This window comes from Pseudomonas sp. ArH3a, from assembly GCF_022648765.1.
In the GTDB taxonomy this organism is placed as follows: Bacteria; Pseudomonadota; Gammaproteobacteria; order Pseudomonadales; family Pseudomonadaceae; genus Aquipseudomonas.
On the sequence record NZ_CP080330.1, the window covers coordinates 6,742,421 to 6,755,991 of the forward strand.

A 13,571-nucleotide genomic window follows, 5' to 3' on the forward strand; every position below is an offset into this window, starting at 1 on the left:
CCTGCGTGAGTCTCGCACAAGGATAGCGTAGACAGGTGCGGTGACTTGCGTCACAGCGATCCACGCTAAGACTAGTGCGAGCGGCAAAAAGTGCCCCGGCAGCGGCACCCATATTTACCCGGACCTGTTCAATTGCGCCCAAGACCTGCTGCCTTCGGGCATCGTCGTAGGGTTTGCTGATACACAATCCGAATACCCCCGTTTTTAAATGGCTAGTCAGGGATATGACCGCATCACCCGACTTTGGTGCATTCACGCTCTATCAGTGCAACTGTAGACGCTCGCTGAGACGATATTGCTCAATCGTCAAATATCGTTTCAATTAACGCCTCCCTCCAGTCTCTTCCCGGATGCGTTCGGCGGCAAGGCACTTAGCCATCCTTCGCACAAATAAAAATGCCGACCACCCGCAGCATCGCCTGCGCAGGCAACCCTGTTATTATCGGCGGCACACCTCCACGCCTCTTTTAAGCAGATCACGAGCGAATCCATGAGCACCGACAAGACCAACCAGTCCTGGGGCGGCCGCTTCAGTGAACCCGTCGACGCCTTCGTCGCGCGCTTCACCGCCTCCGTCACCTTCGACCAGCGCCTGTACCGCCACGACATCATGGGCTCGATCGCCCACGCCACGATGCTGGCCAAGGTCGGCGTGCTGACCGACGCCGAGCGCGACAGCATCATCGATGGCCTGACCACCATTCGCGGTGAGATCGAGGCCGGCACGTTCGACTGGCGCGTCGACCTGGAAGACGTGCACATGAACATCGAGGCCCGCCTCACCGATCGCATCGGTGTTACCGGCAAGAAACTGCACACCGGTCGCAGCCGTAACGACCAGGTAGCGACCGATATCCGCCTGTGGCTGCGCGATGAAATCGACCTGATCCTGGCCGAAATCACCCGCCTGCAACAAGGTCTGCTGGAACAGGCCGAGCGTGAATCCGGCACGATCATGCCCGGTTTCACCCACCTGCAAACTGCGCAGCCTGTGACCTTCGGCCATCACCTGCTGGCCTGGTTCGAAATGCTCAGCCGCGACTACGAGCGCCTGGTGGATTGCCGCAAGCGCGCCAACCGCATGCCGTTGGGCAGTGCCGCATTGGCCGGCACCACGTACCCGATCGACCGCGAGTACACCGCGCAGCTGCTGGGTTTTGACGCTGTGGGCGGCAACTCCCTGGACGGCGTGTCCGACCGTGACTTCGCCATCGAGTTCTGCGCCGCCGCCAGCATTGCGATGATGCACTTGTCGCGGTTCTCCGAAGAATTGGTGCTGTGGACCAGCGCGCAATTCCAGTTTATCGAGCTGCCGGACCGCTTCTGCACCGGTAGCTCGATCATGCCGCAAAAGAAAAACCCCGACGTGCCCGAACTGGTACGTGGCAAGAGCGGCCGCGTATTCGGCGCGCTGATGGGCCTGCTGACCTTGATGAAAGGCCAACCGCTGGCCTACAACAAGGACAACCAGGAAGACAAAGAGCCGCTGTTCGACGCCGCCGACACCCTGCGTGATTCGCTGCGTGCGTTTGCCGACATGATCCCGGCGATCAAGCCCAAGCACGCGATCATGCGTGAAGCGGCCTTGCGCGGGTTCTCTACCGCGACCGACCTGGCGGACTACCTTGTACGCTGCGGCCTGCCGTTCCGTGACTGCCACGAAATCGTCGGCCACGCCGTGAAATACGGCGTGGACACCGGCAAGGACCTGGCGGAAATGAGCCTGGAAGAACTGCGCCAGTTCAGCGACCAGATCGAGCAGGACGTGTTTGCCGTGCTGACCCTGGAAGGTTCGGTGAATGCGCGCAATCACATCGGCGGCACTGCGCCGGCGCAGGTCAAGGCAGCCGTCGTGCGCGGCCGGGAACTGCTCGCCAGTCGCTAAAAGCTAAAAGCATCGCAGGCAAGCCAGCTCCCACATTGACCGAGTTCCACCTTTGGAATGCAGTCGAATGTGGGAGCGGGCTTACCCGCGATAGCGTCCTGAAAGGCGCCGAGAATTTACTTCTTGGCAGCAATCATCGCCATAAACGCCGGCATCGCCGCCTCCCTGTCCGCCGCCACTTTCTGGGCGTTGGGCATGCCATGCAAGCGCTCCAGCAACGCTTTAGCCTTCGGCAACTCAGCCAGCAAATCCACGCCAAACAGCTTCTCGCCCACACCACAGGCGAGGTTCACGCTGTACATAAAGTACAGATCGGCAATCGTAAAATTTTCCCCCGCCACATACGGCGCAAACTTGCCGTGCCTGCTTAAAGAGCTGACCCCTAACAGCAATTCGGCCTTGGATTTTTCCTTGACCGCCTCCGGCACCGGCATCCCGAAGAACGCCTCGGCGAAACACGCACGGGCAGGCAATTCGATGTACAGCTCGATTTCCCGGCACAGTGCCAGCACCTGAGCCCGCTGAAAAGGCTCGGCCGGCAGCAGCGACGGGCCTTCCTGGGTGTGTTCGATGTACTCGAGGATCACGCTGGTTTCGTTGATAAACCCCTGCTTGACGCCCAGCACCGGCACTTTGCCGCGCGGGCTGACGGCCAGGGCTTCTGGCGTCTGGCCCGGGTAAAACGGCACCTCTTCAAACGGCAGGCCTTTCTCCAGCAGTGCCAGTTTGACCATGTTGTAGTAGTTGCTGACCGAAAATCCGTAAAGCTTGAGCATTGCGATGCCTCCAGGCCGGGTATGGGGTTGGCTGCAGAAGTTATAGTGCGTGCAGCCCCACCTGACCAGCAGCATCACCTGCCTGAATGGGGGTAAACTGACACCCTTTCCTTGAGGAGCCTGCCATGAGCGAGCCGACCGATATCGACAGCGACGAAGAAGAGTTCACCGAAAGTACGCTGACCCAGGTCATCGAAAACCAGATCGAAAGCGACAATCCACCTGCCGCCAAAGCCACCTTGAATAAGCTGACGCTGGTGGGTTACGAGCGCGAAGAGATTCTGCATCTCATGGCTCACGTGCTGGCCGTGGAAATCGACAAGATGCTGGACGAAGACCGCGCATTCAATACCGAATGGTACGAAACCGCGCTGCGGGCGCTGCCGCAATTGCCTCCGGAAAACGACTGAATCGAGCACCTTTGTGGCCGGGACGCCTGCTTCCTCGCCACAAACCTGCGCCATATCAAGACCCACGACTTTCTCACTGGACAGCCCGGCAAAGTGCGTTCACCTTATGCCCTGCTAGCCTCTAATAAATTTTAGAACGTCTGGAGTCCTTATGTCGTATACCCCTGAATTGGTTGCCGAACTGGAAATCCTTGTACTCTTCCCCTTGGACAGCACCAAGGAAGGTCTGAAAGTCCACCAGACCGCCGCTCCCACTGCCATCGCCGCGGCCAAGCGCCTCCATGCGAAAGGACTTATCGACCAGCCAGACGGGGGCTACCTGACCAGCCTTGGCCGGGACGCTGCAGAGCAGGCACAAACCCTGTTGACCATCCTGACCACCGCCAACACCAAAGAAGCTGCCTGACCTCTGATACCGCCCATGGAGTCCGCCCTCTGCGGATTCCGAGGGCGTTGCTGTGGACGACACAAAATTCTGACGCCGAAAACCATTTCCCTCTAAACCTCCTACGCTTGTGTCTGTAAACTCCCACATGGCCGCCCACGTCGGGCCCTGCGAGCCACCGAGTTCGACATGACCCGCACCCATGAAATCCGCCCCGACCTGGACGAAGGCATCGACCGCAAGGTGCTGACCCAGCTGCGTGCGCGGTTCATGGGCCTCAATGAAGGCCGCATGGCCCGGGCAGTCGAGGGCCTGACGCCGCGCCAGCAAAGCGTGCTGACCCTGTTGCCGCTGTTTTTCCACGTCAATCACCCGCTATTGCCGGGGTATGTCTCAGGCAGCACGCCGGCTGGGCTGTCGAATTTCGAACCCGACGCCCAAGCCCTGGCCGAAGCCCAACGCCTGACCCGCTCGTTTTCCTACAAGCAACGCCATGGCAACCCGCCCCGGCCGATCCACGGCTTGTTCCTAATGGGCAGCCTCGGCACCCTGGCCCAGGCCGATCAGAGCGATATGGACGTGTGGGTGTGCCACGCGCCTGACCTTGGCGAAGCGGAACTCGCCGAACTGCGCAAAAAATGCCAGCTGCTCGAAGCCTGGGCACTGACCATGGGGGCCGAGGCGCACTTTTTCCTGATCGAGCCGACGCGTTTTGTACTGGGTGAACGCGACACGCAACTGAGCTCCGACGACTGCGGCACCACCCAGCATTACCTGCTGCTGGATGAGTTCTACCGCACCGCCATCTGGCTGGCTGGGCGCACGCCGATCTGGTGGCTGGTGCCGGTGTACGAAGAAACCCGTTACGCCGAGTTCACCCACACGCTGATCTCCAAGCGTTTTATCCGCGCCGATGAAACCCTCGACCTCGGCCACCTGGCCAACATCCCACCGGGCGAGTTCATTGGTGCCGGGCTATGGCAGCTGTTCAAGGGCATCGAGTCGCCCTACAAATCGGTGCTCAAGCTGCTGCTGACTGAGGTTTACGCCAGCGAACACCCGAACGTGCACTGTTTGAGCCTGCGCTTTAAACGTGCCGTGTTCGCCAACCAGGTGGACCTGGACGAGTTGGACCCGTACATCGTGGTTTACCGCCGCATTGAGGAATACCTCAAGGCGCGCAACGAGCCGGAACGCCTGGAACTGGTACGGCGTGCGCTGTACCTGAAGGTCAACCGCAAGCTCAGCGCCGGCCAACGCGCCAGCGGCTGGCAACGCTTGTTGCTGGAGCGCCTGGCCCACGAATGGGGCTGGGACCAGCGCCAACTGGCCCTGCTGGACAGCCGCAGCCAGTGGAAAGTGCGCCAGGTCGCCTCCGAGCGCCGCGCGCTGGTCAATGAGCTCAATTACAGCTATCGCTTTCTCACCCAGTTCGCCCGCACCGAGCAGACCGTCAGCCTGATCAACAAGCGCGACCTCAATGTGCTGGGCCGGCGCTTGTACGCGGCGTTCGAACGCAAGGCCGGCAAGGTCGAATTCATCAACCCCGGCATCGCGCCTGATTTGGCCGAAGACACCCTCACGCTGGTGCAATCACCCAATCGCAAGGAGCCGGGCCAGCACCATTGGGGCCTGTACAACGGCAACCTCACGGCGCTGGAATGGGAGCACTTCGCGCCGATCAAGCGCAGTCGCGACCTGTTGGAAATGCTCACCTGGTGCCACCGCAATGGCGTGATTGACAGCAGCACGCGCCTGGCGCTGCACCCGGGCGTCAGCGACATGACCGAATTCGAGCTGTTCAACCTGCTGGGCAGCCTGCAACAGACCATCGCCCTGCCCTTGACCAGCGTCGATGAGGAGCGTCTGTTGCGCTCGGCAGTGCCGGAAGAAGTGCTGTTGCTGGTCAACGTCGGCATCGACCCGCTCAAGCACCACCGCGACCTGAATATCCTGATGACCACCGAGCGCACCGACTCCCTGAGCTATGCCGGTGTGCGCGACAACCTGGTGCTGACCCTGGATCAGGTCACGCGCAACAGTTGGAACGAGGTGATGGTGAGCCGCTACGACGGCCCTCACGCGCTGCTCGACTGCCTGCGTGACTACCTCAACCAATTGCCGTCGGACCATTTGCCCCGCCTGCGGGTGCGCTGTTTCTGTCACAACCGTGCGCAGTTCATTGCCCAGCGCGTGGAAGAAATCTTCGATACCGCACAGAACCTGCTGCTCGGCCAGTCCAACCACCGCTACCTGTTGCAGGTACAGCAGCACTATCACGTGATGGAGCTGACGCCGGGCCAGGCCACCCATGTGTCACTGCCGACCCAGGACGCGCTGATCGCTTACCTCAGCGAAGAATTGGCCAGCTACAGCCCGCTGCACCTGGACGCCATGGCCTTGGAAGACCATGACCTGGCGTTGCTGCTACCGATGGGTTTGGCCGATTGCGTGCAAGTGTTCTACCGGGTCAATGAAGGCTTCGCCGAGCTGTATGTACTCGATGAATTCAACGCGCTCTGGCGGCAACGCTTGCCGTTTCATGATGAGCAGAGCCTGTTGGCGCCGTTGCAGCGCTTCTTGCAGTCGATCATCTATCGCCGCGAAGCACTCTCGCCGCTGGACACACAGCAGCCGTTGGCCGAGGTGCAAACCTTGTATTACCAACTGTTGCCATCAGGCAGTAATCGCGCACGCGGCATCGAACCTCGCCCGTCACCGCAGAACCCGGCGAATAAGCCGTTTTATGACGTGCAGGCAATTATCGGCAAGGCGGCGCCCGGCCAAGTAGGCATCACCCTGTACTGCAATCAGCGGGAATTTTGCGAACTGGAGTTTGGCGACCAGCTGTTTGCAGTGGTCGCCCAGGAAATCGTCGGGCAGCGCCGGGAACCCGAGCGCTACCGCTGCTACATCACCGACCTGGACTTGTCCGGACTACTCGGTGATGTGCAAAGCCCGAGCAACTTGTACCTGCGCTACAAGGCCGAGTTGGAGCTGTCACTCAACAAAGCACTGAAACAAGTTTAAAGCGGCTCTAGTTACAGAGAGAATGCGCCGCCGTCTTTGGGCTGGCCTTCAACGCTGAGCAATTCAAGCTTGAGGGTCTTGCCACCCGGCGCCGGCCAATCGATGTGCTGGCCTACTTGCAGGCCGAGCAACGCACTGCCCACTGGGGCCAGGATCGAGATCTTGCCTTCGTCGGCATTCGCGTCCTTGGGGTAAACCAGGGTCAGGTGGTAGTCCTTGCCGCTGCCTTGCTCACGGCAATGCACGCTGGAGTTCATGGTCACGACGCTTGCAGGCACTTCATCGTGGCCAACCAGTTCTTCGGCACGATCGAGTTCGCGTTGCAGGGCTTCGACGCCCGGCGAGCCCTCGCCTACGCGGTCGATCAGTTGCTCCAGACGCTGCACGTCAAGACGGGTAAGAATGATGGAAGGTGCGGTCATGATTCAGGCAGACTCCTTTTTTCTGCACACAAAAGCAAAACCCCGCCAGAAAAAGGCGGGGTTCTCACGGACCTCGATGAGTTGAGGTGTACCCGGACACTACCACAGCGACACAAATAAACAAGACGGTCTCAGACGTGGCTCCGGCGCTGCTCGGCCTCGGCGCAGATCACCCGGCGCCGGGCATCGTCGGCGGAGCGCCATTCGCGGATGTCTTCCACATGACGGAAGCAGCCGAGGCAGACTTTTTGCTCGTCCAGTCGACACAAACTGATACAAGGTGACGGCACCGCCGGGCTGACATTGCTGAACAGCGGCTTCGGCGGGCGAACGGATGCAGGCTGGGTCACGATCAGATCTCGTCGAAGTCCAGGTCAGCGCCGGACTGTTCCTTCGTGAGGCGAGCGAGCATTTCGCTCAGCAGCTCCTCGGTGGTGTCGTGCGCCCAACGATTTTCCTCCTCGTCATAGTCGAAGTGAAAACCACCGGTACGTGCCGCCAACCACAGCTGACGCAGCGGCTCCTGGCGGCTGAAAATCAGTTGGGTACCGTTTTCAAACTTGACGGTCAGCACGCCGGCCGAGTTTTCCAGGTCCACGTCCAGGCCGCTGTCGTCGAAAATATCTTCCAGCGCCTGTTGTGTCGCATCCACCAGGTCGTGAAAACGGGCTTCGGTCAAACTCATTGTGGCAACCTCAAAAGTGTCTGGTTTTGCTCAAGCGCCGCACGATACGGGCGAGCCCCGCCGATTGCAAAGGATACCGATTTCATCACGAATGGCGGAATGAAATATCCCCATCAAGGGTAGGACGCTTCCTGACCGTCTCGGCAAACCCCCGTCGGACGGGTATTGCGGCGCATAGGCAAGCTGGCGGGTGGTCGGTATACTCGGGCGCAATTAATGCATATTCAAGGATTTCGCCATGAAGCGCCTGATCTCGTCCCTTGCTGCGCTCGTCGCGGTCGCTTGCCTCGTTAGTGCCTGTGGTCAAAAAGGCCCGCTGTACCTGCCCGATGACAGCAAAGACCCGAATGAACAGGCGCAATCGTCGCAAAAGCCGGCAAAAGCGCACAAGCACGACACCTATTAAGGGAAACTCATGGACGCTTTTAACTACCGGGACGGCGAGCTGTTCGCGGAAGGCGTGGCGCTGTCCGCGGTTGCCCAGCGCTTTGGCACCCCGACTTATGTGTACTCGCGTGCGCACATCGAAGCCCAATACCGCTCCTTCACCGACCCGCTCAAGGGCGTTCCACACCTGGTGTGCTACGCGGTCAAGGCCAACTCCAACCTGGGTGTACTGAATGTCCTGGCGCGCCTTGGCGCCGGTTTCGACATCGTCTCCCGTGGCGAGCTGGAGCGTGTATTGGCTGCTGGTGGCACGCCTGACAAGATCGTCTTCTCCGGCGTCGGCAAGAGCCGCGAAGACATGCGCCGCGCCCTCGAAGTCGGCGTGCACTGCTTCAATGTCGAATCCACCGACGAGTTGGAGCGCCTGCAGGTGGTCGCTGCCGAAATGGGCGTTCGCGCGCCGATCTCCTTGCGCGTCAACCCCGACGTTGACGCCGGCACCCACCCGTACATTTCCACCGGTCTCAAAGAGAACAAGTTCGGCATCGCCATTGCCGACGCCGAGGATGTGTACATCCGCGCCGCCCAACTGCCGAACCTTGAAGTGCTGGGTGTCGACTGCCATATCGGCTCGCAACTGACCACCCTGCCACCGTTCCTGGATGCGCTCGACCGCCTGCTGGCGCTGACCGACCGCCTGGGCGAGTGCGGCATCTACCTGCAACACATCGACCTCGGTGGTGGTGTGGGCGTGCGTTATCGCGATGAAGAACCACCGCAGATCGCAGACTACATCCAGGCCGTGCGCGAGCGCACCGAAGGCCGCGGCCTGACCCTGATGTTCGAGCCGGGCCGTTATATCGTCGCCAACGCGAGCGTGCTGCTGACCCAGGTCGAGTACCTTAAGCACACCGAGTACAAGGATTTCGCCATCGTCGACGCGGCGATGAACGACCTGATCCGCCCGGCGCTGTACCAGGCCTGGATGGATGTGACTGCCGTCAAGCCACGTACTGGCGAAGGCCGTAACTACGACATCGTCGGCCCTATCTGCGAAACCGGCGACTTCCTGGCCAAGGAGCGTCAGCTGGCCCTGGAAGAAGGTGACTTGCTGGCCGTGCACTCGGCCGGAGCCTACGGGTTTGTCATGAGTTCCAACTACAACACCCGCGGCCGTGCCGCCGAGGTGCTGGTGGACGGTGATCAAGCGTTTGAAGTGCGTCGCCGCGAGACGGTAGCCGAGTTGTATGCTGGCGAAAGCCTGCTGCCGGAGTAAGCCATGCTGCTGCGTTTTACCAAGATGCACGGGCTGGGCAACGACTTCATGGTCCTCGACCTGGTCAGCCAACACGCGCACATCCTGCCCAAACACGCGAAACAGTGGGGCGACCGTCACACCGGCATTGGCTTCGACCAGTTGCTGATCGTCGAGGCGCCGAGCAACCCGGACGTGGATTTCCGTTACCGGATCTTCAACTCCGACGGCTCCGAAGTGGAACAGTGCGGCAACGGTGCGCGCTGCTTCGCACGCTTTGTGCTGGACAAGCGCCTGACCGCCAAGCGCCAGATTCGGGTCGAGACCAAGAGCGGCATCATCGAGCTGGATATTCGCAGCGACGGCCAGATCAGCGTCAACATGGGCGCGCCACGCCTGGTGCCAGCGGACATTCCGTTCCAGGCCACCGAGCAGGCCACCCACTACGCGCTGGACGTTGAGGGCAAGACGGTGGACATCGCCGCCGTGTCGATGGGCAACCCCCACGCCGTGCTGCGCGTCGACGACATCAATAACGCCCCGGTGCATGAGCTTGGGCCGAAAATCGAACATCACCCGCGCTTTCCGGCACGGGTGAATGTGGGGTTCCTGCAGGTGATCGACCGTTCCCGCGCGCAATTGCGTGTGTGGGAGCGCGGCGCCGGCGAAACTCAGGCTTGCGGCACCGGCGCTTGCGCTGCGGCCGTGGCCGCGATCAGCCAGGGGTGGATGGATTCGCCGCTGCTGATCGACCTGCCCGGCGGACGTTTGTCCATCGAATGGGCAGGCCCTGGCCACCCGGTGATGATGACCGGGCCGGCCTCGCGCGTATACGAAGGACAGGTCCGTCTATGAGTGAGCAAATCTAATGACCGATAAGCCTCAAGTACCCGCCGAAGCGTCCCCGAGCGAAAGTCTGGAGGCCGCTGCTGTCGCGGCGTACCTTGAGGCTAACCCGGACTTCTTCACCCAGCACGAAGAACTGTTGCCCGCGCTGCGCATCCCTCACCAGCGCGGCGATACCGTGTCGCTGGTGGAGCGGCAGATGAAAATTCTGCGTGAGCGCAATATCGAAATGCGCCACAAGCTCTCGCACCTTATGGATGTGGCCCGCGATAACGACCGTCTTTTCGACAAGACCCGTCGCCTGATTCTTACCTTGATGGACGCCACCAGCCTGGAAGAAACGGTGATCGCCGTGGAAGACAGTCTGCGCCAGGACTTCCAGGTGCCGTTTGTGAGCCTGATCCTGTTCAGCGACAACGCGATGCCGGTGGGTCGCTGGGTCAGCGGCGGCGAAGCACAAACCGCCATCGGCGGCCTGCTCTCGGAAGGCAAGACCATCAGCGGCACCTTGCGCGAGCATGAGCTGGACTTCCTATTTGGCGCCGAACAGCGCAAGCAGATCGGCTCCACCGCCGTGGTCGCCCTCAGCCATCAAGGCCTGCACGGCGTATTGGCCATCGCCAGCCGTGACCCGCAGCACTACAAAAGCTCAGTGGGCACACTGTTCCTGACCTACATCGCCGAAGTGCTGGGCCGCGTATTGCCGCGCTTCACCACTGCCCTGCGCGCGGTGCGCTAGCCATGGAACGGCAACTGGACGCTTATTGCGCTCACCTGCGCAACGAGCGCCAGGTGTCGCCCCATACGCTGGAAGCCTATCGACGGGACTTGAACAAGGTCCTGGCGTACTGCGAAAAACAACAGATCGCCAGCTGGAAGGCCTTGGATATCCAAAGCCTGCGCAGCCTGGTCGCGCGGCTGCACCAGCAAGGCCAGTCCTCGCGCAGCTTGTCGCGGCTGCTGTCGGCGGTGCGCGGCCTGTATCACTACCTCAACCGCGAAGGCCTGTGCGACCACGACCCGGCCAACGGCTTGGCCCCGCCCAAGGGCGAACGGCGCCTGCCCAAGACCCTGGACACCGATCGCGCCCTGCAATTGCTCGACGGCGCCGTCGAGGATGACTTCCTCGCCCACCGCGACCAGGCCATCCTTGAGCTGTTCTATTCCTCGGGCCTGCGCCTGTCGGAGCTGACCGGCCTGAACCTCGACCAACTGGACCTGGCGGACGGCTTGGTGCAGGTACTCGGCAAGGGCAGCAAGACCCGCGTGCTGCCGGTCGGCCGCAAGGCTCGGGAAGCCTTGCAACTATGGTTGCCGCTGCGGGCATTGGCCAACCCGGTGGACGATGCCGTATTTATCAGCCAGCAAGGCCGACGCCTGGGGCCACGGGCCATTCAAGTACGGGTCAAGGCTGCGGGCGAGCGTGAGCTGGGGCAGAACCTGCACCCACACATGCTGCGTCACTCTTTTGCCAGCCACATGCTCGAATCATCCCAGGACCTGCGCGCGGTGCAAGAACTGCTCGGCCACTCCGACATCAAGACCACGCAGATCTACACCCACCTCGACTTCCAGCACCTGGCAACGGTGTACGACAGCGCCCATCCACGGGCCAAACGCATCAAGGGCGGCGACTCATGAGTATCAAGCTGATCACCTTCGACCTGGACGACACACTCTGGGACAACGTACCGGTCATCATCGGCGCCGAAGCGTCGATGCGCGAGTGGCTGGCGGTGCACGCCACCAAGGTCGGCGACTTGCCCTTGGAGCACTTCGCCAGCCTTCGCCAGCAGGTACTGGAGCGCCATCCTGAGCTCAAACACCGCATCAGCATCCTGCGCCATCGGGTACTGATGCATGCGTTTGAAGAGGCAGGCTATCCACAGCCTGAGGCCACGCAAATGGCAGACGTGTGCTACGAAGCGTTCATACATGCCCGACACCAACTCACGCCATTTCCCGAAGCCGAGCCGATGTTGCAGGCGCTGCGCCAGCATTTCCTACTGGGCGTGATCACCAATGGCAACGCTGACGTGCAGCGCGTGGGCCTGGCGGACTATTTCCACTTTGCCCTGCGCGCCGAAGATATCGGCATTGCCAAGCCGGATGCGCGGTTGTTTCAAGAGGCGCTGCAACGCGGCGGTGTGGACGCCAGTCAGGCGGTGCATATCGGCGATCACCCAGGCGATGACATCGCCGGGGCGCAGCAGGCAGGGCTTCGCGCGGTGTGGTTTAACCCGACGGGTAAGGCTTGGGAGGCGGATAAGCGCCCGGATGCGCAGATTCGTAACTTGGCGGAGTTACCAGCGCTGCTGAACAGCTGGACGTAACGCAAAACCTAATGTGGGCGCTGGCTTGCCTGCTCACACATATAACGGCGGCGGGCTTGCACGTTTGTTACAGCCATGAAAAAGCCCGCAGCGACGGCGGGCTTTTTCTTACAAGCAAGAGCTGACCTCAGATAGGTCGGCTGCCGTACTTGTTATCCGGCTTCTTCGGTGGGTCTGCCACCACGTTGGCCTCGACTTCCTGCACTTTGCCGCCTTTAGCGAGGAATTCTTCCATCGCACGGGCCAGCGCATCGCGCTCTTTGTTCTTGGCTTCAACGCTCGGCAGCTCATCTACCGAAACAGCGGCCTTGGCTTTGCCTTTGGCTACTTTGACAGGCGCGTCATCGCCACCGTCATCGCCTTCGTCAGGACCGTCTTCAGCAGCTGCTGCGTCAAGACTATCGTCAGTCTCGTCGTCTACTTCAAGTTCGTCGTTTTCCAGATCATCGTCGCTCATGTTCTACCTCATGACTTGCGAAAAGCAGATTAGTTATAGCCCAGCTTCGCCCTCTGTCGAGGTTGCCGGAAAAAAATCACATCCACTGGATAACCAGTGGCTTATGCCCCATCACCGTGCAAGGTGGCGAGGACTTTACGAGCACCGCCATGATCACGGTGCTCGCCCAGATAAACACCTTGCCAGGTCCCTATCGCCAAGCGGCCGGCCTTGACCGGCAAACTCAGCTGGCAGCCCAGGAGACTGGCCTTGAAGTGCGCCGGCAGATCATCCGGACCTTCGTCGTTGTGTTCGAACCCTGCACGCCCTTGCGGCACCAGCGAGTTGAAAAAACGCTCGAAGTCACGGCGAACCGCCGGGTCGGCATTCTCGTTGACCGTCAACGAGGCCGAGGTGTGCTGCAGCCACAAATGCAACAGGCCCACACGGCACGCCTTCAATTCAGGCAAGCCGGCGAGCAACTCATCCGTTACCAAGTGAAAGCCCCGGGGCTTGGCCCATAGGGTAATCAGGGTCTGTTGCCACATACAGTTCTCCGCCCATCGGCGCGCATTCTAGCGCGCTCAGGGAAAAAACAAAGTGCCGAATACGCCTACATGCATGTAAGACTTTTGCACGATGAAAAGTACCGTGTGCGCCCCATCACAAACGCGGAGCAAAAACCGGTACAGCTTCCTATCACTGACAAACGCCAGGCAAA

General features: G+C 60.8%; 16 protein-coding genes. 10 read left to right on the forward strand and 6 right to left on the reverse strand.

Annotated features, from left to right (window positions below):
- Positions 1-490: 490 nt before the first annotated feature.
- Positions 491-1,885, forward strand: coding sequence for an argininosuccinate lyase (gene argH / locus K0P33_RS31165; RefSeq protein ID WP_242153450.1), 1,395 nt, complete (start codon positions 491-493; stop codon positions 1,883-1,885).
- A 116-nt stretch (positions 1,886-2,001) separates the two neighbouring features.
- On the opposite strand, the gene K0P33_RS31170 is transcribed toward argH, so the two are convergent.
- The gene (locus K0P33_RS31170; protein ID WP_242153453.1) at positions 2,002-2,661 is read right to left on the reverse strand and encodes a glutathione S-transferase; all 660 of its coding nucleotides are present in this window, start codon (positions 2,659-2,661) and stop codon (positions 2,002-2,004) included.
- Positions 2,662-2,786: 125 nt separating this feature from the next.
- Between K0P33_RS31170 and K0P33_RS31175 the strand changes: the two genes are divergently transcribed.
- The 3 genes from K0P33_RS31175 (at position 2,787) to K0P33_RS31185 (ending at position 6,486) form a co-directional block, all read left to right on the forward strand.
- On the forward strand, positions 2,787-3,071 hold the full coding sequence (locus tag K0P33_RS31175) for a hypothetical protein (RefSeq protein ID WP_094948751.1): 285 nt from the start codon (positions 2,787-2,789) through the stop codon (positions 3,069-3,071).
- A 151-nt stretch (positions 3,072-3,222) separates the two neighbouring features.
- Positions 3,223-3,477, forward strand: coding sequence for a TIGR02647 family protein (locus K0P33_RS31180; protein ID WP_014720451.1), 255 nt, complete (start codon positions 3,223-3,225; stop codon positions 3,475-3,477).
- 168 nt (positions 3,478-3,645) lie between these two features.
- Positions 3,646-6,486, forward strand: a complete 2,841-nt coding sequence (locus K0P33_RS31185; RefSeq protein WP_094948750.1) for a class I adenylate cyclase — start codon at positions 3,646-3,648, stop codon at positions 6,484-6,486.
- Between the two features lie 11 nt (positions 6,487-6,497).
- On the opposite strand, the gene rnk is transcribed toward K0P33_RS31185, so the two are convergent.
- From rnk to cyaY, 3 genes are all read right to left on the reverse strand, one after another.
- On the reverse strand, positions 6,498-6,908 hold the full coding sequence (rnk, locus tag K0P33_RS31190; protein WP_094948749.1) for a nucleoside diphosphate kinase regulator: 411 nt from the start codon (positions 6,906-6,908) through the stop codon (positions 6,498-6,500).
- A gap of 131 nt (positions 6,909-7,039) precedes the next feature.
- On the reverse strand, positions 7,040-7,258 hold the full coding sequence (locus K0P33_RS31195) for a DUF1289 domain-containing protein (protein WP_094948748.1): 219 nt from the start codon (positions 7,256-7,258) through the stop codon (positions 7,040-7,042).
- Positions 7,259-7,260: 2 nt separating this feature from the next.
- Positions 7,261-7,593 carry an iron donor protein CyaY gene (gene cyaY / locus K0P33_RS31200; protein ID WP_094948747.1) on the reverse strand — a complete coding sequence of 111 codons (333 nt, stop codon included), beginning with the start codon at positions 7,591-7,593 and terminating at the stop codon, positions 7,261-7,263.
- Between the two features lie 238 nt (positions 7,594-7,831).
- Here cyaY and K0P33_RS31205 point away from each other — a divergent pair, with 238 nt between their 5' ends.
- The 6 genes from K0P33_RS31205 to K0P33_RS31230 are packed head-to-tail and all read left to right on the forward strand — an operon-like array spanning position 7,832 to position 12,414.
- On the forward strand, positions 7,832-7,999 hold the full coding sequence (locus K0P33_RS31205; RefSeq protein WP_017845169.1) for a lipoprotein: 168 nt from the start codon (positions 7,832-7,834) through the stop codon (positions 7,997-7,999).
- A 9-nt stretch (positions 8,000-8,008) separates the two neighbouring features.
- On the forward strand, positions 8,009-9,256 hold the full coding sequence (gene lysA / locus K0P33_RS31210; RefSeq protein ID WP_242153456.1) for a diaminopimelate decarboxylase: 1,248 nt from the start codon (positions 8,009-8,011) through the stop codon (positions 9,254-9,256).
- Positions 9,257-9,259: 3 nt separating this feature from the next.
- Positions 9,260-10,090, forward strand: a complete 831-nt coding sequence (gene dapF / locus K0P33_RS31215) for a diaminopimelate epimerase (protein ID WP_094948745.1) — start codon at positions 9,260-9,262, stop codon at positions 10,088-10,090.
- Between the two features lie 13 nt (positions 10,091-10,103).
- Entirely contained in the window at positions 10,104-10,820 is a 717-nt protein-coding gene (locus K0P33_RS31220) for a DUF484 family protein (RefSeq protein ID WP_094948744.1), read from the forward strand.
- 2 nt (positions 10,821-10,822) lie between these two features.
- Positions 10,823-11,722 (forward strand): tyrosine recombinase XerC, encoded by a 900-nt coding sequence (xerC, locus tag K0P33_RS31225; RefSeq protein WP_094948743.1) that lies wholly within the window; start codon positions 10,823-10,825, stop codon positions 11,720-11,722.
- Positions 11,719-12,414: an HAD family hydrolase gene (locus K0P33_RS31230; RefSeq protein WP_094948742.1), complete on the forward strand. Its 696-nt coding sequence runs from the start codon at positions 11,719-11,721 to the stop codon at positions 12,412-12,414. The genes xerC and K0P33_RS31230 overlap by 4 nt, the downstream gene beginning before the upstream one ends.
- A 127-nt stretch (positions 12,415-12,541) precedes the next feature.
- Here K0P33_RS31230 and sutA read toward each other — a convergent pair whose 3' ends face one another.
- The gene (gene sutA, locus K0P33_RS31235; protein ID WP_094948735.1) at positions 12,542-12,871 is read right to left on the reverse strand and encodes a transcriptional regulator SutA; all 330 of its coding nucleotides are present in this window, start codon (positions 12,869-12,871) and stop codon (positions 12,542-12,544) included.
- Between the two features lie 101 nt (positions 12,872-12,972).
- Positions 12,973-13,398, reverse strand: a complete 426-nt coding sequence (locus tag K0P33_RS31240) for a secondary thiamine-phosphate synthase enzyme YjbQ (protein WP_242153459.1) — start codon at positions 13,396-13,398, stop codon at positions 12,973-12,975.
- Positions 13,399-13,571 lie beyond the last annotated feature (173 nt).

Excerpts from the sequence above, each read along its gene's own strand:
- K0P33_RS31180 (WP_014720451.1), top strand. The coding sequence starts at position 3,223 with ATGTCGTATACCCCTGAATTGGTTGCCGAACTGGAAATCCTTGTACTC.
- K0P33_RS31170 (WP_242153453.1), bottom strand. The coding sequence starts at position 2,661 with ATGCTCAAGCTTTACGGATTTTCGGTCAGCAACTACTACAACATGGTC.
- K0P33_RS31220 (WP_094948744.1), top strand. The coding sequence starts at position 10,104 with ATGACCGATAAGCCTCAAGTACCCGCCGAAGCGTCCCCGAGCGAAAGT.
- xerC (WP_094948743.1), top strand. The coding sequence starts at position 10,823 with ATGGAACGGCAACTGGACGCTTATTGCGCTCACCTGCGCAACGAGCGC.
- K0P33_RS31205 (WP_017845169.1), top strand. The coding sequence starts at position 7,832 with ATGAAGCGCCTGATCTCGTCCCTTGCTGCGCTCGTCGCGGTCGCTTGC.
- sutA (WP_094948735.1), bottom strand. The coding sequence starts at position 12,871 with ATGAGCGACGATGATCTGGAAAACGACGAACTTGAAGTAGACGACGAG.
- K0P33_RS31185 (WP_094948750.1), top strand. The coding sequence starts at position 3,646 with ATGACCCGCACCCATGAAATCCGCCCCGACCTGGACGAAGGCATCGAC.
- rnk (WP_094948749.1), bottom strand. The coding sequence starts at position 6,908 with ATGACCGCACCTTCCATCATTCTTACCCGTCTTGACGTGCAGCGTCTG.
- lysA (WP_242153456.1), top strand. The coding sequence starts at position 8,009 with ATGGACGCTTTTAACTACCGGGACGGCGAGCTGTTCGCGGAAGGCGTG.
- cyaY (WP_094948747.1), bottom strand. The coding sequence starts at position 7,593 with ATGAGTTTGACCGAAGCCCGTTTTCACGACCTGGTGGATGCGACACAA.
- K0P33_RS31175 (WP_094948751.1), top strand. The coding sequence starts at position 2,787 with ATGAGCGAGCCGACCGATATCGACAGCGACGAAGAAGAGTTCACCGAA.
- argH (WP_242153450.1), top strand. The coding sequence starts at position 491 with ATGAGCACCGACAAGACCAACCAGTCCTGGGGCGGCCGCTTCAGTGAA.
- K0P33_RS31230 (WP_094948742.1), top strand. The coding sequence starts at position 11,719 with ATGAGTATCAAGCTGATCACCTTCGACCTGGACGACACACTCTGGGAC.
- K0P33_RS31240 (WP_242153459.1), bottom strand. The coding sequence starts at position 13,398 with ATGTGGCAACAGACCCTGATTACCCTATGGGCCAAGCCCCGGGGCTTT.
- dapF (WP_094948745.1), top strand. The coding sequence starts at position 9,260 with ATGCTGCTGCGTTTTACCAAGATGCACGGGCTGGGCAACGACTTCATG.